The sequence below is a fragment of the Sphingopyxis sp. JAI128 genome (assembly GCF_014207235.1).
Taxonomy (GTDB): domain Bacteria; phylum Pseudomonadota; class Alphaproteobacteria; order Sphingomonadales; family Sphingomonadaceae; genus Sphingopyxis.
Map to the genome: position 1 here is coordinate 101,266 of NZ_JACHDA010000003.1, position 23,686 is coordinate 124,951.

Sequence of the window (23,686 nt, forward strand, 5' to 3'; positions counted from 1 at the left end):
CAGCATAACTTTGCAAGCCGGTGGCGATCAAAAACGCAATTTTCGGTCGCAATCGTGTCGACAAGCGGGATGTGGCTTCGCGTACGCAGCGCGCCTATAATCCCCCCATGTCGATCCTCGCCATTCTCGCCCTCATCCTCGCGACCGTCGTGGCGATGGAATTCGTCGCGTGGGCGAGCCACAAATATATCATGCACGGCTTTGGCTGGGCCTGGCACCGCGACCATCACGAGCCGCACGACAGGAAGCTGGAAAAGAACGACTTGTTCGCGATCTTCGGCGCCGCGATGAGCATCTCGATGTTCGCGCTTGGCAGCCCCATGATCATGGGCGGCGGTGCGTGGGAGCCGGGGACATGGATCGGCCTCGGGATCCTGTTCTACGGGATCATCTACACGCTGGTCCACGACGGCCTCGTCCACCAGCGCTATTTCAAATGGGTTCCGCGGCGTGGCTATGCGAAGCGGCTGGTGCAGGCGCACAAGCTCCACCATGCGACGATCGGCAAGGAAGGCGGGGTCAGCTTCGGCTTCGTGTTCGCGCGCGACCCCGCGAAGCTGAAGGCGGAACTCAAGGTGCAGCGCGAGGCGGGCGTGGCGGTGGTGCGCGAGGCGCTCGCCGATTAAGCGGTGCGGTAATCCGCCGTAACCACCCCCGCCGCTGCCAGTTCGGCTTCGTGGCCTTCCTCGCGCCAGGTTTCGAGCAGTGCCTGCCGATCCCATTCGAGCATCGCCGGATGCGCGAGCATATGGTCGACCCATGCCTGCCCGGCGCCGACGTCGAGGCCATAGGTACGGATGCGGAAGGCGACGGGCGCAAAGAAGGCATCGACCGCCGAGAAATTGTTACCCGCGAGCCAAGGGCCGCCAAACTTCGCCAACCCATCCTCGAACAACTCGCGGAGGCGCGCGACATTGGCCTTCAGCGCATCCGACATCGGCTTCGGCGTCACGCGCACGCCGACGTTCATCGTGCAATCGTTCCGCAGCGCCGAAAAGCCGCTGTGCATTTCTGCCGTCGCACATTGCGCCCAGGCCCGCGCGTCCGGGTCGGTGGGCCATACGCCGTCGTGCCGGTCGGCGAGATAGAGCGCGATCCCCAGCGAGTCGTAAATCGTCCTCCCTTCGTGGAGGAGCGCGGGGACCTGTCCGGTGGGTGAGAAGCTGCGGAACGCCTCATAATTCACCGGCCGGGCAAAGGGCTCGATCCGGTCCTCGAACGCGATACCGAGTCCCTTCATCAGCATCCACGGGCGCAGCGACCAGCTCGAATAATTGCGGTTGGCGGTGATCAGCACATACATGCGTCGCGCTCCTGAGCGATGATGGGCGAGGTGTAGTCGGGGTCGTGCGCGAAGGGCAGGCCGGTGCGGTCGCGGAGCGCCGCGAGCACGCTGCCGAAATCGGTCCGCGCGCGCCATCCGAAGCGGCGTTCGGCGCGCGACGGGTCGTAGACGCGGTCGATGATCTGGGGGAGCACCCAGCCTTTGGCCGCATAAAGTTCGGCGGCGTCGGGGTAATGGCGCGCGATCACCGCGCGCGCGTCGCGGGCGAGTTCTTCGGCGTCCGCGCGCGCGAAGGGCGGCGGGGCCGACAGGATGAAGGTGTCGCATCCGATCGCGGATGCGGCCTCGAGCGCCGCGAGATGCGCCGCCGCGGCATCCTCGACCGTCAGGCGGCGATTGAGCAGTTCATTGGCCTTGAGATTCTCGCCGCTCGGCACCGCATGCGTGTCGTCATCCTCGGGAAAGAAGCGACCGGTGCGCAGGATCGCCACGTCGATGCCATGCTCGCGGTGAAACAGCCGGCACGCCTGTTCTGCGGCGAGCTTGGTGATGCCATAGATGTTGCGCGGTTCCACGGGCGCGAAATCCTCGTCCATCCACCACGCGCCCGCTTCGCCCGCGCCCGCGCGAACATCGGCGCGCACCATCAGCGAGGTGGTCGAGGTGAAGAGGAAGCGGTCGTTCCCCGCCGCGACCGCCGCTTCGAGCAGGTTCAGCGTGCCCGTCACATTGACGTCGACGAACGCCTGCCGCGGATAGCGCGCGATGTCGGGCTTGTGCAGCGCGCCGGCGTGGACGATCGCCTCGATCCCATGCGCACCCATCGTCCGATCGATGAGCGGGCGGTCGGCTACGGTGCCGATAACCTCGGTATGCGCGCCGGGAACGACATCGAACCCGGTAACGTCATGGCCGTTCCGGGCGAGCAACGGCGCGAGGTAGCGCCCGAGCCAGCCAGAGGAACCGGTCAGCAGCACCCGCATCGATGATTCTCCCCTCGAGTTCGGATGCGCGCCTGATACACAGGGGCCGTTATTCCTTCAAATTCACGGTAACGGGGCCCGCTGCGGCCGCGCCGCCCGTCACCGGCGGCAATTCGCCGAGGTCGAGCCAGCGCGCATCGGCGCGCTTGTGATAGCTGTCGATCGCCGCGAAGGGGATGCGAAAGGGAAAACCCCAATCGCTGTTCCACAGCGCGACGACGCCCGTTCGCGTCGCGGGTTCGAAGATCATCGTCGCGCGATATCCCGCGACCGCGCCCGAATGGCCGGCGAGCCGGTGTCCGGCATAAGTGAAATTGCGCCAGCCAAGGGCATAGGACGCGTCATCGGTCGCCTGCCGCAGCGCACCGCCGTAAAGGCGCGCGGTGCCGACGCGCGGTCGGTGCGCCAGTTCGAGCACCGGGCCGGGCAGCACATCGGGGCGGGCGCCCATCATCGCGCGCATCCACGTCGCGAAATCGACGATATCGCTTTCGACGCCCGCGGCGGCGGGAACGCGCCAATAGGCCTCCTTGACCGGGCGGACATGCGCGCCGCGGTGCGGTTTCGCCCAGTCTTTCGCGCCCGTCAGCCGGTCCATCCCATAGCCCGCGCTGACCATGCCGAGGGGAAGAAAAAACCGGTCCTCGACGGTTTCGGCGAACGGCTTTTCCGCCGCCTCGCCCAATATTTCGTTCGCCGCGTCGAAGGCGATATTCTGATAGGTATGGCACGTGCCGGGGTCGCATTGCAGCGGCGCGAGCGCGAGGCTGGCGCGCAGCAGTTCGGGGCTCTGCCCGTCCTCCAGCTTTTCGTCATAGGCGTTTTTGGTGAGGCCGGTGCGCTGCGCGAGCAGATCTTCGAGCGTAACCCGCGCTTCGCCGCCGCCGGGCAGGCGCAGCGTCGTGCGGGAGCGGGCAAGCGGCCGGTCGAGATCGACGCGGCCCTCGCGCGCCAGCGCCGCCGCGAGCACGCCCGTCGCGGTCTTGGAAACCGATGCCCAGCGAAACAAAGTGTGCGGCGTCACGGGCGCACCGGTGGAGGCATCGGCGACGCCATAGGTGCGTACGAAGCGCAATTCGCCGTCTTCGACCACCGCGACGGCCAGCCCCGCCATTTCGGGCCGCCGGGCAAGATCCGACAATTGCCGATCGAGCAGTTTATAATCGATCCGCCCGCGCCATTCGGCTGGCGTGTCGGGCAGGTTTTCCGCGGCCTTGATCGGAATCGGAACGCTGGCAAGCGTGTGGCTGCCCCCCGCAAATCGAACGCCGAACCAGCCCGTCAACGCCAGGGTGACGACGGCGATCAGGATGACAAAAACGCGTTTCATGACCTCGCGACGGGTTGCGACCTTGTTATAGGTTGGCTGTCTTAGCCGCGACTCGCCCGGTCGTCACCCCGGGAAAATATAATGCGCCGTCGTCTTTTCAGCGACTTCTTCGGCGGTGACCCCCGGCGCCAGTTCGATCAGCCGGAACGGGCTGTCATGATCGTCGCGCTTGAACACCGCGAGGTCGGTGATGATCATGTCGACGACATTCTGGCCGGTGAGCGGCAGCGTACACGCGGGGATGAACTTGGGGCTGCCGTCCTTGGCATTATGCTCCATCACGACGATGATCTTCTTGACCCCGGCGACGAGGTCCATCGCGCCGCCCATGCCCTTGATCATCTTGCCGGGGATCATCCAGTTGGCGATGTCGCCATTTTCGGCGATCTCCATCGCGCCCAATACGGTCAGGTCGATGTGCCCGCCGCGGATCATCGCGAAACTGTCGGACGAGCTGAAATAGGCCGATTGCGGCAGTTCGCTGATCGTCTGCTTGCCCGCGTTGATCAGGTCGGCATCCTCCTCGCCCTCATAGGGGAAGGGGCCGATGCCGAGCATGCCGTTCTCGGACTGGAGCGTCACCGTCATCCCCGCAGGGATATGGTTCGCCACCAGCGTCGGGATGCCGATGCCGAGGTTGACGTAATAGCCATCCTGCAGCTCCTTCGCGGCGCGCGCCGCCATGTCATCACGCGTCCAGCTCACTCCATTATCTCCTCGTCAAAATTCGGTGGCGATCGCTTCGCCGGCGGGTACGGTTTCGCTCGCCGCCGCCGCAGCGATCGCGATGACATGGACAGGGTCGGCCGGATTCATTCCGTCGCCCACCATCCATTGCTGCAGGTTTTCATGCGCCGCGATCAGCGCCATCGCCGCCTCCTGATAGCGCGCCAGCGCCTCCATGTCGGTCAGCGGCGGCATCAGCCCTGCGGGCGAGGCGGCGAAACATCGCGTCCGGCACTTTTCGAGGCATTCTTGAACCGTCATACACCCCCTCCTCGAACAATCAGCCAGATCAGAAAGGCGCCGGCCAAGCCCACGACAGGCTTGATGCGCGCGCCCAACAGATAGGGTCGCTCGGCGCATGTCTGCACATAGGCATAGCGCGCGGCGAATACAGCGTCATCGGCCCTGGCTGCGACCGTCTTCAAATGCTCGACGCCGGTGTCGTTTCGATAGTGAAAGAGGACCGAGCGCAGATCGCGCGCGTGCGACAGGCGGCGCTCCGCCGACCAGAGATCGACGAAGATGAGAATCGCGTAGACGGCAAAAAATCCGATGAGGCCGGCGCGCGCGGGATCGACGTCAGCGGGCCGCACCTGCGCGACGATCAGCGCTACCGCAGCGGGCAGCAACAGCGCGACGAACACACCCTCGACGCGGCGCAGTTCGGTCGAATAATGCGTGACGAGATTATTCAACTGGTCGATCGCCGTCCCGATCTCCATCTCCGCAAAGGCTGCCTGCAGACTGCTGGCCGCGTTCGGGATCGTCTGCACGCGCTCCATCAATTCACGGTCCGGGGTGTTCGCCTCCGTGCTCACTCGGGTGTCCAGTTGCTCGCAGCAGGGAAAACATCGTCCCAGCCCAGTTTTTCCCAAGGGCCGTAGACGGGGTTGGGGAAAAGGAACCAGCCCTTGTCCCACAATGCGTTTGCGGCGGCGCTCGTCGCGAGCGCCATGCGCCGCGCGGCGGGCAGGTCCCGGGCGTTGAACTGCTGGCTGAAATCGCCGAGCTGGTCGCCTGCCATCAGGATCACGCAATATTTCGATGCGATCGTGGCGCGGCGGTCGTCCTTGCTCGACCCGCCGGCATCGTCGCCCATCAGGAACAGCGTTTCGCCATGCTTGAACTCGCCGAGTCCGGCGGCGCGCAGCGTATCTTCGCTGCCTTTTGCATTGGCGGCGCTGCGGTTGGTGTTCGCGATGACGGCGATGCCCGCGGCGCGGAGCCTGGTTACCATCTCGACGCTGCCGGGCATCGCGAGCGCCTTGCCCGCGCCGGTTTTTTCCCACTGGTCCCAGACCTTCACGTCGAAGGGGGTTCCCTTCTCGGCGAAGTAACGCATCGGGCCGAGGTTCCAGATCAGCGTCTCGTCGGCGTCGAACACCGCCGCGAAGGGTTTGTCCCCGCACGGCTCGAACGCGGGCGCATCCATCGTCGCGCCGGGCGCCAGCACAACGCTATCCTTCGGCCGCTGCTTGATCCGCCACGCGCCATAATCGGCGATCCGCGCGTTGGTTGCGCGCACCGCGACCGCCGCCTCGGGCGAGCCATAGAGATATTGCAGCCGGGCCGGCGGTTTGGGAGTTTCGACCGGACCAACGGGTGCGGTCGGCGCCGTCGCCACCCCTGGCGTCGTACTTGCGCAGCCCGCCAGCAGCAGCGCGCTTACGATGGCGACGCTACGCATCACGCCGCCTCGCGCGGGCGCGTAGTGCGGAACTCGATCTTCTTGTCATAGGGCGCGCCGACGATCATGCGCTTCACATAGATGCCGGGCAGGTGGATACAGTCGGGGTCGAGGCTGCCCGTGGGCACGATTTCCTCGACCTCGGCGACGCAGATCCTCGCCGCGGTTGCCATGGGCTGGTTGAAGTTGCGCGCGGTCTTGCGGAAGATGAGGTTGCCGCTCTCGTCGGCCTTCCACCCCTTGATGATCGCCAGGTCGGCAAAGATGCCGCGTTCGAGGATATAATCCTGTCCGTCGAAATTCTTCACTTCCTTGCCCTCGGCAACGAGCGTGCCGACGCCTGTCTTGGTATAGAAACCGGGGATGCCCGCGCCGCCCGCACGGCAGCGTTCGGCGAGCGTGCCTTGGGGGCAGAATTCGACCTCGAGCTCGCCCGCCAGATATTGCCGCTCGAACTCCTTGTTCTCGCCAACGTAAGACGAGATCATCTTTTTGACCTGCTTCGTGCGGAGCAGCTTGCCAAGGCCCTCGCCGTCGATTCCGGCATTGTTGCTCGCGATGGTGAGGTCCTTCGTGCCGGCGTCGCGGATCGCGTCGATCAGCCGTTCGGGAATGCCGCACAGGCCGAACCCGCCCGCGCAAATCTGCATGCCGTCGAAGAGGAGGCCGTCGAGCGCGGCTGCTGCGTCGGAATATTGCTTGTTCGCCATGAAAGGGGCCTCCTTGCCGGGATGTCGGGCGCGACATTGGCCCATTTGATCCATCAATTCTAATTGTTCGATTTTTGGATTATACATAGATAATGTCTATTAATCGCGTCGCGCTCTATCATCTCGAAACGCTGCTGTGGATCGATCGGCTCGGTACCTTTTCGGCGGCGGCCGAGCGGCTCAACACGACGCAGCCGACGGTCTCGGCGCGGATGCGCGAACTCGAACAAAGGCTCGGCACCCCGCTCTTCCGCCGCGAAGGCCGCGCGATGACGCTGACCGCGGCGGGGCGCAAGCTGGTGCGCGACTGCGACCCCTTGCTCCGCGACATGCAATATGCGCTGCTCGGCAGCGGCGGCTATGGCGAGGCGAGCGGGGTGGTGCGGATCGGTGCGGGCGAGATCGCGGCGGCAAGCTGCCTTCCGGCCTTCGTCGCCGAACTCAAGGCCGATATGCCCCAGGTCGGGCTCGAGATCGAAATCGACCTCACCGCGAACCTGATCCAGCAGCTGCTCACCGGCCGCACCGACATGGCCTTCGCCGCCGGACCGATCGCGCACCCCGCGCTCAAGACCAGCCCGATCGGCGAGGTCGAACTGGTGTGGCTCGCGAGCCCCGCGGTCGCGTCGGCTTTCGCGGGCGGCGCGGCGGCGCTGCCGGTCTGGTCGCTCGCCAGCCATTCGCCGATCCACGGCCGGATGCGTGAGGCGATCGCGGCGTCGCGCATCGCGCAAAAGTCGCTCAACCTCTGCAACAATGCGCGCACGATGATCGACATCGCCAGGGCGGGCGGCGGCATCGGCATTTTTCCGCAGCCGATGGTCCGCGGCGAGGTCGCGCGCGGGACGCTGGTCCAAATCGCCGCGATGCCCGCGCTCGCCCCGGTCGAGTTCCACGTCGCGATGCGCGTCGCCGATACCGAACCGGTGCTGACCCAGATATTCGAGCGCGCGGCGCGGCTCGACCTCGCCGAACCGCCAGCTTGAACCGATTGGCGGGCTTCGCCCGGTTGCGCTCGCTAGGGATGTAAACCCCGGCGAAAGCCGGGGCCCGGAATTGCCAGACCAACCTTGCGTTTTCCCGCGCCGGACCCCGGCTTCCGCCGCAGTGCACGCAGGGCAGCTATCGACCGGTTGCGGTCCTCGATCCTCCCTGTGGCGAAGCCATGGGGAGGTGGCAGCGCGAAGCGCTGACGGAGGGGCTGATGGCGCGAGCTCGCGGCCCCCTCCACCACCGCTACGCGGCGGTCCCCCTCCCCGCCCAAAGCCGCCATCACGCGCGCACAAATATAGGCGGCCGCAACCACCCATTCGGGCTCCGCCCTTCCTGGAGCCCCTCGCTTCGATCCCCGCGCACGCGATGCGCGGGGAATATCTCACTTGATCTTGCCGCGGTTCGCGTAAAGCAGTGCCGCGATCACCGCCGCCGACCCGATGCCGAGCCCCGCGGCGGCCGCAGTCTTCCAGCCGCGTCTGGCCTTGCCCGCGTCCTTGTCGGCCGCCTCGGTGGCTTCGGCGGCCTCGCGCTGCTGCTGCGTTTCGCGCGCGGCGCGCAGCACTTCATTTTCTTCTTCCGTTTCATCGTCCTGAGCGGGCGGGGGCGGCGGCACTTGGTCAGTCATCGTCTTTACGGGTCCTTGTTGTCAGGCGAGTGCCCGATCGACAGGCACATAATCGGTTCCGATCGCCTCCGCTACGGCTTCGAACGTCACCTTACCATTCCAAACGTTCAAACCCTGCGCAAGATGCATGTCGCGTCGCAAAGCTTCCTTCCAGCCGAGGTCGGCGATGCGCAGCGCGTGCGGCAGGGTGACGTTGTTGAGCGCATAGGTGCTGGTCCGCGCCACCGCGCCCGGCATGTTCGCCACCGCATAATGGACGATGCCGTCGACGATATAGGTCGGGTCGGCGTGCGTCGTCGCGTGGCTCGTCTCGAAACAGCCGCCCTGATCGATCGCGACGTCGACGAGCACCGAACCCGGACGCATCGTGCCGAGCATCTCGCGCGTGACAAGCTTCGGCGCCTCGGCGCCGGGGATCAGCACCGCGCCGATGACAAGGTCGGCCTCGGCGACGCATTCGGCGAGGTTCGCGCGGTTCGAGAAGCGCGTCTTCGCCCGCGCTTCGAAAAAGGTGCCGACGCGTTCGAGCACCTCGGGATCGCGGTCGAGGATGGTGACATCGGCGCCGAGCCCCGCCGCCATCTGCGCCGCGTTGAAACCGACGACGCCGCCGCCGATCACGCAGATCTTGCCCGGCGCGACGCCCGGAACGCCGCCCAAGAGCACGCCGCGGCCGCCATGCGCTTTTTCGAGCGCGGTCGCGCCGGCCTGGATCGACATGCGGCCCGCGACCTGGCTCATCGGCTTCAGGAGCGGCAGGCCGCCGTGCGGGCTGGTGACGGTTTCATAGGCGATGCACACCGCGCCCGACTTCATCAGGTCGCGCGTCTGGTCGGGATCGGGGGCGAGGTGGAGATAGGTGTAGAGGATTTGCCCCTCGCGCAGCATCGCGCGCTCGACCGGCTGCGGCTCTTTGACCTTCACGACCATCTCGCAGGTCGCGAAGATGTCCTCGGCGGCCGCCACGATCTCGGCGCCCGCCTCGACGTAGAAGCGGTCGTGCGCGCCGATGCCCTCGCCGGCGCCGGTCTGCACCAGCACGCGGTGGCCGTGAACGACGAGTTCGCGCGCGCTTTCGGGGGTCAGGCCGACGCGATATTCGTGATTCTTGATTTCCTTCGGGGTGCCGATGATCATGGTCGCTCTCCGCATATGAATGTTGTCGGCGATCGACAGGACCGCCGAAATCTTGTCGGCGCTTTTAGCAGGAATCGCGTGCGAGGTGCTTGCATATGCTCCTTTGATTTTGCACAAGTGCGCGATATTTTCGCGCCATATGGGCTGATCGCGCAATATGATTGACCGCATCGACGCAAAGCTGCTTCACCTGCTGCAACGCGAGGGGCCCAAGCCGGCCGCCGAACTGGGCGAGATCGTCGGGCTGTCGGCATCGGCGTGCCACCGCCGCGTCCGCGCGCTCGAGGCGGCGGGGATCATCACTGGCTATGCCGCGCGACTGGCTCCCGATCGCATCGGCCTCGGGCTCGACGTGTTCGTCGACATCAGCCTGACCTCGCAGAGCGAAGAGGCGCTCACCGCCTTCGAAAGCGCGGTCAAAAGTTTCGACGAGATATTGGAGTGCCAACTCCTGTCGGGCGCGTCGGACTATCGCCTCCGCGTCGCGGCGCGCAACGTTGCCGATTTCGACCGGCTGCACCGCCACTGCCTGTCGCGCCTGCCCGGCGTCGCGGCGATGCACAGCGCCTTTGCGCTGCGCACGATCAAGGCGTTCGAGGGATATCCGGTCGCATTCGCCGGTTAACGGCGAATTTACCACTTCATCGCATATCCCGTTCACCAGTTTGGCAGGATGAATGCGGACGACAGACCCGCACGTCTTTGGGTGATCAGGGAAGCAGGATCATGGTGAAGGACAATCCGATTCATAAGCAGCAGATCGACCCGATTTTGATGTCGGAGCGTTTTCCCTATTACGACCTCGACGGCCGGCTCACGGCCAGCGGTGCGGAAATCCACGCGATCATCGCGGGCCGCGAGGACGCAGTCGCGCGCGCCTATTGGGACGCATTCAACCAGTTGCCCGGCGTCGAGCGCAAGGTCGAGGGCGAGCTTTACGACAGCTATGTCCGCGGCAGCGCGCGCCACACCTTCACCAAATATGCCGACGCCGCGGGGCAGGAGGTCGCGACGATCGCGTGCCAGAACACGCATATGGCGCGGCGCGTGAAACTGCCGCTCGCATCGGTCATGTCGTGCATCGCCGAAAGCCAGCGTCTCACCATCGAATATGTCGTCGAGGCGTGCATCGGCGATGCCGAGCGCCTCGCGCGCCTGACGAGCGCGATCAACCGGCTCGCGCTGCTCGAATTCGACATCATGCAGCGTTATGCGGCCAAGCTCGACCGCGCGGTCTTTTCGAGCGAGCGGCAGGCGCTGGCGGGCGATTTCGACCGCTCGATCGCGTCGCTGGTGCAGGATACCGACGGCGTGCGCGAACAGCTTGCGCGGCAGGCGGCCTCGGCCGACCAGGCGGCCAAGGGTATGATCGCCAAGACAAGCGAAGTCGCCGCCGCGTCCGAACAATCGGCGATGGCGATGCGCGAGGCCGCCTCGACCGCCGCCGGGCTGATCCGCGCGATCGAGGATGCGCGCAGCGAGGTCGAAGCCTCGGCCACGGTCGCGACGCGCGCCTCCGAACAGGCGGGCGAAGCCGTCGCCATGTCCGAAGCGCTGTCGCATCACGCCGAATCGATCGAATCGATTCTGGGCCTGATCCGCGAGATCGCGGGGCAGACCAACCTTCTCGCATTGAACGCGACGATCGAGGCGGCGCGCGCCGGCGAATCGGGCCGCGGCTTTGCCGTCGTCGCGCAGGAAGTGAAGAGCCTCGCCAACGAAACCGCGCGCGCGACCGACGATATTGCGGGCAAGATCGCCGCGATCCAGCAGGCGACGCGCGGGTCGGTGTCGGCGAACCAGTCGATCCAGGCGACGATCGTCGAGGTGCAGCGGTCGGCACAGCGCATCCGCGACGCGATGGACGCGCAGGCGCAGACCGTCACCTCGATCACCGCCGCGGTCGACGAAACCGCGCTCGCCGCCGACTCGATGTCGTCGACCATCGCCAGCATCCGCAACGATTCGGGCATGGTCGCCGGCGAGATCAGCACGCTGAGCGACGAGTTCGCCAGGATGGGCGACCGGTTGCAACAGCTGGAAAGGGCGGCAAGCGACTTCAGCCGCCGCGTCGCGTAAACCCCCTCCCCCGCATCGCGGCGCAGCCGCGATCGACAAGATAGGGGGTGGCCTCGCGCGCCACTCGTTCCTATAACCCTCCCCATCCCCGGGGAGCCTGTGTGCAGAAACAGGTTGAGAGCGGAACAAGCCGCGACCCGTTGAACCTGATCCGGGTAATACCGGCGGAGGGAGGGTCGGTATTCCCCAGGCGGAATCCCTATTCTCGCTCCGAACAATGGAGCGACTGCACATGGCCGACATCGATTCCCGCCTCGACGTGAAACAAGCCGAACCCATCGGCGTCACCACCGGCCCCATCCGTGGCAGCCGCAAGGTCCATGTCGCCTCCCCCACCGGCAGCGGCATCCGCGTCGCGATGCGCGAGATCGACCTCGATCCGCACAGCGGCGAACCCAGCGTCCGCGTCTACGACACCAGCGGCCCCTACACCGACCCCGATGCGAAGATCGACATCGCGCAGGGCCTCCCCGAACTGCGCGCAAGCTGGATCCGCGCGCGCGGCGACGTCGAGGAAGTCGCTCAGCGCGAAGTCCGGCCCGAGGATAACGGCCAGCTCGGCCCCGACCGTTCGGGCGGCGTCCCCGCCTTCCCCAATGTCCGCAAGACGGTGCTGCGCGCGAAGCCCGGCGCGAACGTCAGCCAGATGCACTATGCCCGCCGCGGCATCATCACGCCCGAGATGGAATATGTCGCGACCCGCGAAAATCTCGGCCGCGAACGCCTCGCCGAATATGTCCGCGACGGGCAGGACTGGGGCGCCAGCATCCCCGACTATGTCACCCCCGAATTCGTCCGCGACGAAGTCGCGCGCGGCCGCGCGATCATCCCCAACAATATCAACCACCCCGAAAGCGAGCCGATGGCGATCGGCCGCAATTTCCTCGTCAAGATCAACGCCAATATCGGCAACAGCGCGGTCGCGTCCGACGTGGCTGCCGAAGTCGACAAGATGGTCTGGTCGATCCGCTGGGGCGCCGATACCGTCATGGACCTCTCGACCGGCCGCAACATCCACGACACGCGCGAATGGATCCTGCGCAACTCGCCCGTCCCGATCGGCACCGTCCCCATCTATCAGGCGCTCGAAAAGGTCGGCGGCATCGCCGAGGAGCTGAGCTGGGAAATCTTCCGCGACACGCTGATCGAACAGGCCGAACAGGGCGTCGACTATTTCACCATCCATGCCGGCGTCCGCCTGCCTTACGTCCCCCTCGCCGCGAAGCGCGTCACCGGCATCGTCAGCCGCGGCGGCAGCATCATGGCGAAGTGGTGCCTCGCGCATCACAAGGAAAGCTTCCTCTACGAACGCTTCGACGAGATTACCGAGATCATGAAGGCCTATGACATCGCCTACTCCCTCGGCGACGGCCTCCGCCCCGGCAGCATCGCCGACGCGAATGACGAAGCGCAGTTCGCCGAGCTCTACACCTTGGGCGAGCTCACCAAGCGCGCGTGGGACCAGGATGTGCAGGTGATGATCGAGGGTCCGGGGCATGTCCCGATGCACAAGATCAAGGAGAATATGGACAAGCAGCTCGAGGCGTGCGGCGAGGCGCCCTTCTACACGCTCGGGCCGCTGACCACCGACATTGCGCCGGGCTACGACCATATCACCAGCGGCATCGGCGCCGCGATGATCGGCTGGTACGGCACCGCGATGCTCTGCTACGTCACGCCGAAGGAGCATCTCGGCCTCCCCGACCGCGACGATGTGAAGGTCGGCGTCGTCACCTACAAGCTCGCCGCCCACGCCGCCGACCTCGCGAAAGGCCATCCCGCGGCGCAGGTCCGCGACGACGCGCTAAGCAAAGCGCGCTTCGAATTCCGCTGGCGCGACCAGTTCAACCTGAGCCTCGACCCCGACACGGCGGAGCAATATCACGACCAGACGCTGCCAGCGGAAGGCGCCAAGACCGCGCATTTCTGCAGCATGTGCGGGCCGAAATTCTGTTCGATGAAGATTTCGCAAGAGGTGCGCGAGTTTGCGGCCAATAACCCCAACGGCGTGCTGGGCGATAGCTCCTCCCTGTCGCGCCGCGATGGGGAGGTGGCAGCCGGAACGGCTGACGGAGGGGCCGCGACGCTCGACCCGCAGGACGCCGAAGCAGGCATGAAGCAGATGAGCGAGCTGTTCAAGGAAACGGGCAGCGAACTCTATATGGGCGCGGGTGGCCGCGAACACGACTGATACCCATCGGGCGGATAAAGGATGACACCCCATGCCAACCCTTCTCCGCCTGAACGGCTTTCGTTTCTACTTCTACAGCCACGAACCGAACGAGCCGCCGCACGTGCACATCGACTGCGGCGAGGCGACGATCAAAATCTGGCTCGACAGCCTCGAAGTGGCGAAAAGCCGGGGCTTTCGCGCGCACGAGATTTCTGGCATCATCGCAATGACAGCCGAGCATCGCACGATGTTCGTGGAGAAGTGGCATGAATATTTCGGCTAAGGTAACCGACGAGCGCGTCCTCGACGTCCGCTTCGACGAACACCGCCTGATTGTGGACCTGATGGACGGCCGCACCATCTCCGTCCCGCTCGCCTGGTATCCGCGCCTCGCTGCCGCCACCCCCGAACAGCGCGCGCATTGGGAAAAATGCGGCGGCGGCTATGGCATCCACTGGCCCGACGTGGACGAGGATTTGAGCACCGAAGGGTTGCTTAGAGGTGCGCCTGCAGCGAGGGCCGCGTGAGTTTGGGGGTTAAGTAAGCTGTCACCGTAATTCGAAGCAGGCATGAAGCAGATGAGCGAGCTGTTCAAAGAAACGGGCAGCGAACTGTATATGGGGGCGGGTGGCCGCGAACACGACTGATGTTTCGCTGGGTGCGGGATCGATGGGAGGCGCTCCTCGGTAGCGGCGTGATGCCCACCGCAACCCGTCTCCCCCCGCATCCCGCGAATGTCCCCGGCCCCTTCTATGTCGAGGACGGCTGCTGCATCAGCTGCGGCGTTTGGGAAGATGTCGCCCCCGACTTGCTCGCTTGGCTGGAGGATGACGACGTCCCGCATTGCTACGTCCAGCGCCAGCCCGAAACCGACGAGGAGTTCGAGCGGATGATGGAAGCGATGCGGGTCGGCGAAGTCGACTGCATCCGCGTCCACGCCTGCAAGCCCGACTGGATCGAGCGCTTGCGCAAAGAGGGCTTGGATGATCAGATCGACCCCGAAAGCGGCCCGCTGCCAAGACACTCATAATCGGACCCTTCGGAGACAGAGCAGATGGCCGAACGCGGCATTTTCGGAAAGCTGTTCGGACGGCGCAAGCCGTCCGCGCGCGAAATCCTGCAATCCGCCCGCTGGAAATGCGCGAACTGCGATGTCGAGCATGAAGGCATGTTCGACATCGGGGCGCTCGCTCCCGATCATTGGGGCAAGGCCGAGGAGCTCGAACCCAACAGTGCGCTACGCCTCGACGGCGATTTCCTGTCCGAAGATTTCTGCGTCATCGGCGGCGAACATTTTTTCGTCCGCTGCGTTTTCGACATCCCCGTTCACGGCATGCCCGAAAAATTCGGCTACGGTGTCTGGTCGACGCTCTCGCGCGAGAATTTCGACCGCTATGTCGACGGCTTCGACGACGGCAAATACCGCGACTTGGGGCCGTGGTGGGGCTGGTTCGCGAACAGCCTTAAAGGTTTTCCCGAAACGCTCAATCAAGGCTGCTGGGTCTATCCGCAGTTGGGCCGACAACGACCGGCGATCAGCCTGGACGAAAACGCGCATGAATTGGCGACTGCCCAGCAGGAGGGTATCAGCGCGGAACGGTTACTCGAACTCTACGCCGAATATGGTCACACGCCCGCCGTAAACTGACAACTGAGATTAGGGGTCGTTGTACCTGTCACCGTAATTCGAGGAAGCCGAGAAGGGCATGGCGGAAATGAGCCAAGTCTATGAGGATACGGGGCGCGGGCTGTATATGGGCGCGTGTGGTCGGGAGCATGATTGAGTAATATTGAGAAACTGACTTCGAGGAGACAGCTTCGCCGCTCCGCCCTTTCCGCTCGCCTTCGACCGGATCGAGAACCGCAAGGCGGTGACGCTGCGCACCCGCGAACCGCTGGTCGAGGCGCGGGCGTTCCAGACGGCGGTCGAATGACGCCGGGTTTCTCTAGTTCCACGGCCCCGCCCGCAAAAAAAAATGCTTTCCTACATTATTCCGCCATGCTTCAAACTGGCCGATGAGCAGCACTCCTTCCTTCGCGCCGCACCGACCGGCCGGACCGACGGTCAGGGGATCGCCATTGGGCTGACCTTTACTGACCTTTGGATGTTCAGCGCCGTTGGACAAGGCCGGGGTCGGGACGCGGCCCCTGCCCCCCACCCCGCCCTCAGCCCGCTTGGCAAGCCCCGCGGCGCTGCCTAAGGCGGGGGGCATGAGCACGCATATCCTGATCACCGGCGCCAGCCGCGGTATCGGCGCCGCGATCGCCGCGGCGCTGGCGGGCGGCGGCGCGCGCGTCGTCGCGCTGTCGAGCGCCGACGGCGACCTTGCCGACCCCGCCACCCCCGACCGGCTGTGGCAATCGAGCCTCGACCGGCTGGACGGACGCATCGACGGGCTGGTGAACAATGCCGGGGTGTTCGAGGCGAACCCGGCCGATGCCGCCGACGCCGACTGGCTGGCGGGCTGGAACCGCACGATGCAGGTCAATCTGACCGCGAGCGCGCAGCTCTGCCGCCACGCGGTGCGGCACTGGCAGGCGCGCGGATCGGGCGGGCGCATCGTCAATATCGCGAGCCGCGCGGCGTATCGCGGCGACAGCCCGGCGCACTGGCATTATGCGGCGTCGAAAGCGGGGATGGTCGCGATGACCAAGACGATCGCGCGCGCTTATGCAAAGGACGGCATCCTCGCCTTTGCCATCTGCCCCGGCTTCACGATGACGGGCATGGCCGACGACTATCTGGCAAGCCGCGGCGGCGACAAATTGCTCGCCGACATTCCGCTGGGGCGCGTCGCGATGCCGGGCGAAGTCGGCGAAATGGCGCGCTGGTGCGCGACGGACGCCCCCGCGTCGATGACCGGCGCGGTGCTCGACGTCAATGGCGCGAGCTATGTCCGCTGACGCCGCGGCCGCGGACCCGTTAATCCTCCCTGTGGCGCAGCCATGGGGAGGTGGCAGCCGCGGCGCGGCTGACGGAGGGGCAATAACGCGCCCGCCGCTCCACCACCCGCCGCGCGGCAGGGGGGATGGCAGGGGGGATGGCATCGCATGAGCTGGATCGTTTCGCTCCCCTGCACCCGCGCCGAGGCCGAGGCGCTGTCGGGCGAAATCCCCGAACTCGACGCGCTGTCCGAAGCCCCCGTCGTCGTGACGCGCGAGATCGACGAGGATGCGGGGCGCTGGCAGCTCGACGCCTATCTCGACGATCGGCCCGGCGCGGCGTTGCTCGCGCTGCTCCAGTCGTTCGTGCCGAGCGCCAAGGGGGTGAAACCCACCGTCGAGCGATTGCCCGAGGAGGATTGGGTCACGCTGTCGCAGCAGGGGCTCGAACCCGTGCGCGCGGGGCGGTTTTTCGTCCATACGAGCAGCCACGCGGACCGCGTGCCCGCGGGCACCACCGCCTTCCTGATCGACGCGAGCCAGGCGTTCGGGACCGGCGGGCACGACACCACCGCGGGGTGCCTCGCCATGCTCGACCGGCTGGCGCGGCAAGGCGCCGCCCCGCGCAACATCGCCGACATCGGTACCGGCACCGGGCTGCTCGCCTTTGCCGCGATGGCGCTGTGGCCGCGCGCGCGGACGATCGCGTCGGACATCGACCCCGCGAGCATTGTCGTGACGCGCGACAATGCCGCGATCAACGGCGTGCCGCTGGGGCGCGGCGGCGGGCGGCTGGCGCTTGCGGTCGCGCCGGGGACCGACCATCCCGCGATCCGCCACCGCGCGCCCTATGACCTTGTCATCGCCAACATCCTCGCCGGGCCGCTGATCACGCTCGCCCCCGATATCGCCGCCGTGACCGCGCCCGGCGGTCATGCGATCCTTGCCGGGCTGATCGCGCGCCAGATGGAGCCCGTCCTCGCCGCCTGGCGCGCGCAGGGCTTCCGCCTTGCCGCGCGCGGCGGCAGCGCCGAATGGCCGTGCCTGCTGCTCGTCAAGCGCCGCCGTTACGGCTGGCGCCGCAAGGAACGCGCCTTCCACCGCTCGGACCCCGCGGACGCGAGCTTCGGGAGCTGGTAGGGGTCAGGCCTTCGCCGACGCATAGTCCTGCGTGCCGCGGGTAATGACCGCATCCTCGGGCAGGATATCGGCGATCGGGATCGGCGGCAGCGCGGCATTGGCGGCATAGAGCGGCGCAAAATCGGTGTTGACCGTCGTGTCGAGCAGCTGGTCGAGGCTGTCGATGACGAAATAATTCTGCTGGAAATCGTCGATCCGGTAATCGGTGCGCATCACCCGCGCCAGGTCGAAACCGATGCGGTTCGGGCTATCGCTGTCGAGCGCAAATACGCTCTCGGCAAAGGAGGAGACGATCCCCGCGCCATAGATGCGCAGGCCGCCCGCGTCGCGGATCAGGCCGAATTCGACCGTATACCAGTAAAGCCGCGCGAGCTGTTTCAATGCGTCGAATTTCAGGCTGCGCAGCCCGCCTTCGCCATAAGCCACCATATAATCGGCGAACACCGGATCGGCGAGCATCGGGACATGGCCGAAGACGTCGTGGAAAACGTCGGGTTCCTGCAGATAGTCAAGCTGTTCGGGCGCGCGGATGAAGTTGCCCGCAGGAAAGCGCCGGTTCGCGAGATGATCGAAGAAGACATCGTCGGGGACAAGCCCCGGCACCGCGACGACCTGCCACCCTGTCGCCGCCGTCAGGCGCGCATTGAGCTCGCGATAGTCGGGAATCCCCGGCTTTTCGAGGCGGAGTACGTCGATACCGCGCAGGAAGGCGTCGGACGCGCGGCCGGGAAGCATGTCCGACTGGCGCGCGAAGAGGCGGTCCCACATCGCATGCTCGTCTGCGGTGAAGGCGTCCCAACGCTGTGGAATCGTCCAATCGGGCGCGGCGCCCGGCGGCGGCTTATCATGGACGTGGGCAAACTGGCTTTCCATAGGACAGCTTCTACCATCAAAATGGTTTCAAGCGAAACTTATTCGCCGATCTCCACGACCCTCGTCGCGAGGCGATCGACCTCGGCGCGGTCGTGGCTGACATAGAGGATCGGCAGTTTAAGCTCGTCGCGAATCCGCTCGATCACCGTCATGATGTCGCCGCGCCGCGCGGCGTCGAGCGACGACAAGGGTTCGTCCATCAGCAGGATTTCGGGCCCCGCGAGCAGCGCGCGCCCGATCGCGACGCGCTGCGCCTCGCCGCCCGAAAGCGTGTACGGCCAACGGTCAAGGAGGTGGTCGATGCCGAGGAACAGCGTCGCCTCGTCGAGCGTCATCCAGCGATCGGCGGGTTCGGCAAGGTCGTAACCATAGGTCAGGTTCGCGCGGACGCGGCGATGCGGGAACAACCGGCCATCCTGAAAAACATAGCCGACGCGGCGCACCTCGGGCGGCAGGTCGATGCCGTCGCCGAACAGCGTCCGCTCGCCGATGCGGATATGGCCGCGGTCGGGCCGCAGCAGCCCCGCGACCATCGCGAGTATGCTCGTCTTGCCCGCGCCCGAGGGGCCGAACAGCGCGGTCAGCCCCGGCCCGGCGGAGAAGCGAACGGCGATGACGCGGTCGCCGCGCCGCTTTTCGACGTCGATATCAATCGCCATGCCGCTGCCTTCCGCCATGCGTCCGGCGCGCGAGCCATTCGGAGAGGATTAGCGCGCCGAGCGACAGCAAAACCGAGAGCAGAGCGAGCCGCGTCACCATCGCTTCGCCGCCCGGCACCTGCAGCGCCGAATAGATGGCAAGCGGTAAGGTGCGCGTTTCGCCGGGGATGTTCGAGACGAAGGTGATCGTCGCGCCGAACTCGCCGATCGAGCGCGCGAAACCGAGCACGAGCGCGGCGAGGATGCCGGGAAGCGCGAGCGGGAGGCTGACGCTCCAGAAACTATGCCATGGACTCGCGCCAAGCGTCCTAGCCGCACCCTCGAGCCGCCGGTCGATCCCCTCGATCGACAGCCGCATCGCGCGCACCATCAGCGGCAATGCCATGATCGCGGCCGCAAGCGCGGCGCCCGTCCAGCGGAACATCAGGGTCGCGCCGAACCAGCTTTCGAGCCAGCGGCCGGCGGGGCCCAATGGACCGAAGGCAATGAGCAACAGCCAGCCGGTGACGACGGGCGGCAAGACGAGCGGCAGGTGGACGAGCCCGTCGAGGATCACGCGGCCGGGAAAGCGGTAACGCGCGAGCACCCACGCGAGACCGAAGGCAATGGGAAGCGTGGCGAGCACGGCGACGCCGCCGACCTTCAGCGACAGCGCGACGATCCCCCACTCTTCGGGCGACAGCATCAGGAAGCCGAAAAGCCGTGGCGGGCGAAGATCGCGCGACCCTGTTTCGAAAAGAGGAAAGCGCGGAAGGCAGCCGCCTCCCGGTGCCGCGATGCCTTGAGCAGCGCAACCGGATAGCGGATCGGGGGATCGCTGGTCGCAGGGAAAGTGCCGACGACGCGGACGGCTTTCGACGCGTGCGCGTCCGTTGCGTAAACGATACCAAAGGGCGCGGCGCCGCGCTCGACGAGCGCCAACGCGGCGCGGACATTTTCGGCGGGAGCGACCTTCGCCGCGACCCCCGGCCACACACCAAGCCGGGTGAGCGCGGCCTTCGCATATTTGCCCGCGGGCACCGCGTCTGGATCGGCGAGCGCGAGGCGGCGGGTGCCGAGCGCCCGCGTGAGCGGAAAGCCGCGCATGATCGTGAGCTTCGCGCGGCTCGCGGCGGGAGCGACCAGCACCAGCCGGTTGCCGAGCAAGATCGCGCGCGTGCCCGCCCGGATCATCCCCGCTTTCGCTACCGCATCCATCCACGGCTCGTCGGCCGAAACGAAAAGGTCGGCGGGCGCGCCCGCGATCACCTGCCGCGCGAGCGCCGACGACGCCGCGAAGGAGATGACGGGTTTGGCGTGTCCTTTGGCGGCCCAGGCGTTGGCGGCTTCGGTGAGCGATTCCTGCAGGCTCGCCGCCGCGAGCACTACCGGCCCGTGCTCCCGTGCGATCGCCGCGGGCGTCAGCAACAAAGCCAAGAGCAGCGCGAACAGGTGAAGAAAACGGGCCATCGGCAAGCTATAGCGCCCTCACCCACCCGGCGAAAGCGGCGCGCGCAGCCTGATATGGCGGTAGCCGCAGGCGAGCTCCCCGCGCGCCTCGAGGGAACGGAGCGCGGCGCCGAGCGTCACGCGCGATACGCCGAGCAGGTCGGCGAGCTGCTGTTGCGTCGCCGCGACCGTACAACCGTCAGGCGCGTCGGCGGCCATCGCCGCGAGCAGGTGTCGCAATCGCTCGGCGGTCGGCAGCCGCCGCTCGGCGTCGATGATGTCGAGCGACACCGCAAGCTGGCGCCCGAGGCTGCGCAGCAACAGCTCGGCCCAGCCGACATCCTCCTGCATCAGCCGGCGGAGCAGCGAGCGATCGATCGCGACCAGCCGCGCAGGGCCGCTGGCGATCGCATCGACTTGGCGTTCCAAGCCGGTAAAGAAGGCGAGCTCGCCGAAAATATCGCCGGGCCCGAGCACCGCGAAGGCGGTGAAGGCTCCGTCCTCGGCATAGCGGCCGACAAGAACATTCCCCTCGATCACCGCCCAGAAGGCGTCGCCGGGGTCCCCCTGATGCTGGACGAACTGGCCGTCGGCGAAACCGCGCGGCTCGCGCGCCGCAAGCAGGCGGTCGCGTTCCTCGCCTGCGAGGCGCGTGCGCTCGGCGAGCGCCAATTGATAAGATCTTTGCATTTCTGTCGCCGCTTTTGCGGCACGACGCGATCAAAGACAAGCGGCGCGGCCGCAACGGGAGATTGAGGATGCACCTGACCACCGCCCAGTCGAGCGCAATCGTTGCGGCGATCTTTCTCGGCTTCTGCCTCATCGAGTTGATCCGCACGCGCCTGTTCGCAAAGGGCGAGCAATCGCGGCACGACGGGATCATCGAGGTGATCAGCACCTTCACGCTGCTGATCGTCACGCAGCCGACGATCCTGCTGATCGTCGGCGCGCTCGGGCACCGCTTCTTTCCGCAATATGAGGGCGCGCTGGCGAATGTGCCGTTCCTTGCGGCGCTCGCGCTGTTCCTCGTCTTCGAGGATATGATGCAATATTGGTGGCACCGCGCGAGCCACAGCTTCGCGTGGCTCTACAACCTCCACCGCGCGCACCACAATGCGCGCTACATGAGCGTGCGGCTCGTGTACCGGAACAACATCATTTATTATGCGATGATGCCGAGCATCTGGTTGGCGGGCGTACTCGTCTATCTCGGGCTCGGCTGGTTCTATGCGGGCTATCTGGTGGTCAAGATGGCGGTGATCATCGGCGCGCACAGCGATGTCGCATGGGATGCGCCCCTCTACCGGATCAAGGCGCTGTCGCCGCTGATGTGGGTCGTCGAACGCTCGATCAGCACCCCCGCGACCCACCATGCGCACCATGGCCGCCACGCCGACGATCCAGCGGTGAACTACAAGGGCAATTTCGGGAATCTGCTCTTCTTCTGGGACGTCTTGTTCGGCACCGCGAAAATCACGCGCCACTATCCGAAAAGCTATGGCGTCGAAAATCTGCCGCCTGCAACCTTGGGACAGCAGCTGCTATGGCCGATCTTTCCCGAGAACAGGGACATGGATGCGCGAATCCCTGGCGCCGCGCCGATGGCGCCGGGGACGGCAGCGGTTACGACCTAGGCCGCGACGCCGAGCCAGCGCGCCGCACGCGGGAGGTGTGGTAGCAGCAGGCGCTCGACGATCCAGAGCAGGATCAGCGAGGCTGCGAGCAAGGGCAGTAGCGCCGCGAGCAGCAGGATGATCGCCGCGACGCCGCGCAGCCGCGCGGTGCCGCGCGCCGGGGGCGGCGCGCCGAGCGCGTCGTCGGGCTTGCGGCGGCGCCACATTAGAAAGCCCGAGATCGCGAGCGCGAAGAGCGCGAGCGCCGTGACAACCCCGATCAGCTGGTTGGCGAAGCCGAACAGCTGCCCCTCATGCCAGGCGATGCCATAGCCGACGGCGCGGTCGATGACATGCTTGTCGGCAAAGCCGCTGCGCGCAACTTCCAGGCTGGTTTCCGGGTCGTAGCTGACCTTGCGCACCTGCGGCCGGTTCTGCGTGAGCGTGGTCAGCGTCCAGACATTGCCGTTGGGTGGCCCGAAGGCATTGGGCGCGCCCGGCGGCTGGATGATCGCGGGGGCGGGCATATGCTCGCCGCGGGCGCGCAGTACGATATAGTCGAGCCGCGCGCGCGGCGGTGGCGCGGCTGGCTGCGCGGCGGCCATCGCGCGATGATCGTGCGCGGAATGGGGGTTCGCACCGCCTTTCCAGTCCTGCACCCCCGACACCCAGCCCATTTCGGCGCGCACGGCGCGGAAGCCGCTGGCCCATACATCGGTCCACGGCAGCGCGGTGAAGAGCAGGACCAGCGCGAAGCCGGCGACCCAGAATCCCGTAACGGCGTGGAGATCGCGCAGCGCGGTGCGGCCGCCGAGCGACAAGCGCGGCCAGAGCACGCCGGCCGCGCCGCGCCCGCGTGGCCACCATAGGTAAAGGCCGGTCAGGATCATCACGATCGCCCAGCTTGCCGCTAGCTCGACGAGCAGGCCGCCGGCGCGGCCGATCAGGAGGCTTCCGTGGATTCTGGCGAGCCACGCCGACAGGCGCGCGTCGGGGTCGGCCGCGCCGATCACGCGGCCCTGCGGCGAGACCGCGACGTCGCGCATCGTGCCGTTCGTCAGCCCAAGATGGACGACCGCGGCATCGCCGGGCGCCTGGGGTATGCGATAATAGTGGAAGCTGGCGCCCGGAAAATCGGCGAGCGCCGCGGTCACCTGCGCATCGGCGTCGACCGCGCCCATAGTGGGCAGACCGCGCCAGGCGCGCTCCTCCCACCGGTCGAGCTCGGGCTTGAACAGATAGGCCGCGCCCGTCGCCGACAGGACAAGCAAGAAGGGGATGACGAACAGCCCGGCATAGAAATGCCAGCGCCAGATCGTGCGATAGAGCGGAATGCGATTGCTGTCGGTCATTCCCCCA

General features: G+C 66.4%; 28 protein-coding genes and 1 riboswitch. Of the genes, 12 read left to right on the forward strand and 16 right to left on the reverse strand.

All coding sequences use genetic code 11. The features are described from left to right. Positions 1-107 precede the first annotated feature (107 nt). Positions 108-626, forward strand: coding sequence for a sterol desaturase family protein (locus HDC35_RS07870; RefSeq protein ID WP_184646467.1), 519 nt, complete (start codon positions 108-110; stop codon positions 624-626). Here the strand turns inward: HDC35_RS07870 and HDC35_RS07875 are convergent. The 8 genes from HDC35_RS07875 to HDC35_RS07910 all read right to left on the reverse strand — a co-directional run bounded on the left by HDC35_RS07875 (position 623) and on the right by HDC35_RS07910 (position 6,721). After that, positions 623-1,303: a glutathione S-transferase family protein gene (locus tag HDC35_RS07875; RefSeq protein ID WP_184645454.1), complete on the reverse strand. Its 681-nt coding sequence runs from the start codon at positions 1,301-1,303 to the stop codon at positions 623-625. The genes HDC35_RS07870 and HDC35_RS07875 overlap by 4 nt on opposite strands. Next, the gene (locus tag HDC35_RS07880) at positions 1,291-2,268 is read right to left on the reverse strand and encodes an NAD(P)-dependent oxidoreductase (protein ID WP_184645456.1); all 978 of its coding nucleotides are present in this window, start codon (positions 2,266-2,268) and stop codon (positions 1,291-1,293) included. The genes HDC35_RS07875 and HDC35_RS07880 overlap by 13 nt, the downstream gene beginning before the upstream one ends. 49 nt (positions 2,269-2,317) lie before the next feature. Next, positions 2,318-3,598, reverse strand: a complete 1,281-nt coding sequence (locus HDC35_RS07885; protein ID WP_184645458.1) for a serine hydrolase — start codon at positions 3,596-3,598, stop codon at positions 2,318-2,320. Positions 3,599-3,661: 63 nt separating this feature from the next. Next, positions 3,662-4,303, reverse strand: coding sequence for a CoA transferase subunit B (locus HDC35_RS07890; protein ID WP_184645460.1), 642 nt, complete (start codon positions 4,301-4,303; stop codon positions 3,662-3,664). Positions 4,304-4,318: 15 nt separating this feature from the next. Continuing rightward, complete coding sequence (locus HDC35_RS07895; protein ID WP_184645462.1) at positions 4,319-4,585, reverse strand: hypothetical protein; 267 nt, start codon at positions 4,583-4,585, stop codon at positions 4,319-4,321. After that, positions 4,582-5,142, reverse strand: a complete 561-nt coding sequence (locus HDC35_RS07900) for a hypothetical protein (RefSeq protein ID WP_184645464.1) — start codon at positions 5,140-5,142, stop codon at positions 4,582-4,584. Before HDC35_RS07900 ends, HDC35_RS07895 begins: the two co-directional genes overlap by 4 nt. Beyond that, positions 5,139-6,011: an HAD family acid phosphatase gene (locus tag HDC35_RS07905; protein ID WP_184645466.1), complete on the reverse strand. Its 873-nt coding sequence runs from the start codon at positions 6,009-6,011 to the stop codon at positions 5,139-5,141. The genes HDC35_RS07900 and HDC35_RS07905 overlap by 4 nt, the downstream gene beginning before the upstream one ends. Further along, entirely contained in the window at positions 6,011-6,721 is a 711-nt protein-coding gene (locus tag HDC35_RS07910) for a CoA transferase subunit A (protein WP_184645468.1), read from the reverse strand. The genes HDC35_RS07905 and HDC35_RS07910 overlap by 1 nt, the downstream gene beginning before the upstream one ends. Positions 6,722-6,813: 92 nt before the next feature. Between HDC35_RS07910 and HDC35_RS07915 the strand changes: the two genes are divergently transcribed. Continuing rightward, positions 6,814-7,707, forward strand: coding sequence for a LysR family transcriptional regulator (locus HDC35_RS07915; protein WP_184645470.1), 894 nt, complete (start codon positions 6,814-6,816; stop codon positions 7,705-7,707). A 389-nt stretch (positions 7,708-8,096) separates the two neighbouring features. On the opposite strand, the gene HDC35_RS07920 is transcribed toward HDC35_RS07915, so the two are convergent. Continuing rightward, positions 8,097-8,342 (reverse strand): hypothetical protein, encoded by a 246-nt coding sequence (locus HDC35_RS07920; RefSeq protein ID WP_184645472.1) that lies wholly within the window; start codon positions 8,340-8,342, stop codon positions 8,097-8,099. Between the two features lie 21 nt (positions 8,343-8,363). Then, entirely contained in the window at positions 8,364-9,479 is a 1,116-nt protein-coding gene (ald, locus tag HDC35_RS07925) for an alanine dehydrogenase (protein WP_184645474.1), read from the reverse strand. A 157-nt stretch (positions 9,480-9,636) separates the two neighbouring features. On the opposite strand from ald, the gene HDC35_RS07930 reads away from it, so the two are divergent. The 9 genes from HDC35_RS07930 to HDC35_RS07970 all read left to right on the forward strand — a co-directional run bounded on the left by HDC35_RS07930 (position 9,637) and on the right by HDC35_RS07970 (position 17,754). Further along, entirely contained in the window at positions 9,637-10,104 is a 468-nt protein-coding gene (locus HDC35_RS07930) for an Lrp/AsnC family transcriptional regulator (RefSeq protein ID WP_184645477.1), read from the forward strand. Positions 10,105-10,205: 101 nt separating this feature from the next. Next, positions 10,206-11,558 carry a methyl-accepting chemotaxis protein gene (locus HDC35_RS07935; protein ID WP_184645479.1) on the forward strand — a complete coding sequence of 451 codons (1,353 nt, stop codon included), beginning with the start codon at positions 10,206-10,208 and terminating at the stop codon, positions 11,556-11,558. 79 nt (positions 11,559-11,637) lie between these two features. Then, a riboswitch (TPP riboswitch) is annotated at positions 11,638-11,748 on the forward strand. A gap of 42 nt (positions 11,749-11,790) precedes the next feature. Then, positions 11,791-13,749 (forward strand): phosphomethylpyrimidine synthase ThiC, encoded by a 1,959-nt coding sequence (gene thiC, locus HDC35_RS07940; RefSeq protein ID WP_221438176.1) that lies wholly within the window; start codon positions 11,791-11,793, stop codon positions 13,747-13,749. A gap of 31 nt (positions 13,750-13,780) precedes the next feature. Next, positions 13,781-14,014: a DUF4160 domain-containing protein gene (locus HDC35_RS07945; protein WP_184645481.1), complete on the forward strand. Its 234-nt coding sequence runs from the start codon at positions 13,781-13,783 to the stop codon at positions 14,012-14,014. Further along, positions 13,998-14,258: a DUF2442 domain-containing protein gene (locus tag HDC35_RS07950; RefSeq protein ID WP_184645483.1), complete on the forward strand. Its 261-nt coding sequence runs from the start codon at positions 13,998-14,000 to the stop codon at positions 14,256-14,258. The genes HDC35_RS07945 and HDC35_RS07950 overlap by 17 nt, the downstream gene beginning before the upstream one ends. A 170-nt stretch (positions 14,259-14,428) precedes the next feature. Beyond that, entirely contained in the window at positions 14,429-14,761 is a 333-nt protein-coding gene (locus HDC35_RS07955) for a ferredoxin (protein WP_184645485.1), read from the forward strand. 24 nt (positions 14,762-14,785) lie between these two features. Further along, positions 14,786-15,379, forward strand: coding sequence for a DUF2199 domain-containing protein (locus HDC35_RS07960; protein ID WP_184645487.1), 594 nt, complete (start codon positions 14,786-14,788; stop codon positions 15,377-15,379). A gap of 563 nt (positions 15,380-15,942) precedes the next feature. After that, positions 15,943-16,635, forward strand: coding sequence for an SDR family NAD(P)-dependent oxidoreductase (locus HDC35_RS07965; RefSeq protein WP_184645489.1), 693 nt, complete (start codon positions 15,943-15,945; stop codon positions 16,633-16,635). A 147-nt stretch (positions 16,636-16,782) separates the two neighbouring features. Further along, positions 16,783-17,754: a 50S ribosomal protein L11 methyltransferase gene (locus HDC35_RS07970; RefSeq protein ID WP_184645491.1), complete on the forward strand. Its 972-nt coding sequence runs from the start codon at positions 16,783-16,785 to the stop codon at positions 17,752-17,754. Positions 17,755-17,757: 3 nt separating this feature from the next. Here the strand turns inward: HDC35_RS07970 and phhA are convergent, their stop codons facing one another. From phhA to HDC35_RS07995, 5 genes are read right to left on the reverse strand one after another with little or no spacing between them, the layout of a single operon-like run. Further along, entirely contained in the window at positions 17,758-18,627 is an 870-nt protein-coding gene (gene phhA / locus HDC35_RS07975) for a phenylalanine 4-monooxygenase (protein ID WP_184645493.1), read from the reverse strand. 38 nt (positions 18,628-18,665) lie between these two features. Continuing rightward, positions 18,666-19,286, reverse strand: a complete 621-nt coding sequence (locus HDC35_RS07980) for an ATP-binding cassette domain-containing protein (RefSeq protein WP_184645495.1) — start codon at positions 19,284-19,286, stop codon at positions 18,666-18,668. Continuing rightward, on the reverse strand, positions 19,276-19,971 hold the full coding sequence (gene modB / locus HDC35_RS07985; protein WP_184645497.1) for a molybdate ABC transporter permease subunit: 696 nt from the start codon (positions 19,969-19,971) through the stop codon (positions 19,276-19,278). The genes HDC35_RS07980 and modB overlap by 11 nt, the downstream gene beginning before the upstream one ends. Beyond that, positions 19,971-20,735, reverse strand: a complete 765-nt coding sequence (gene modA, locus HDC35_RS07990; protein ID WP_184645499.1) for a molybdate ABC transporter substrate-binding protein — start codon at positions 20,733-20,735, stop codon at positions 19,971-19,973. Before modA ends, modB begins: the two co-directional genes overlap by 1 nt. Before the next feature lie 18 nt (positions 20,736-20,753). Beyond that, positions 20,754-21,404, reverse strand: a complete 651-nt coding sequence (locus tag HDC35_RS07995; protein WP_184645501.1) for a Crp/Fnr family transcriptional regulator — start codon at positions 21,402-21,404, stop codon at positions 20,754-20,756. Between the two features lie 68 nt (positions 21,405-21,472). On the opposite strand from HDC35_RS07995, the gene HDC35_RS08000 reads away from it, so the two are divergent. Next, a complete protein-coding gene (locus HDC35_RS08000; protein WP_184645503.1) occupies positions 21,473-22,348 on the forward strand; it encodes a sterol desaturase family protein in 876 nt (291 codons plus the stop codon). On the opposite strand, the gene HDC35_RS08005 is transcribed toward HDC35_RS08000, so the two are convergent. Further along, the gene (locus tag HDC35_RS08005) at positions 22,345-23,679 is read right to left on the reverse strand and encodes a PepSY domain-containing protein (protein WP_184645505.1); all 1,335 of its coding nucleotides are present in this window, start codon (positions 23,677-23,679) and stop codon (positions 22,345-22,347) included. The genes HDC35_RS08000 and HDC35_RS08005 overlap by 4 nt on opposite strands. Positions 23,680-23,686: the final 7 nt, after the last annotated feature.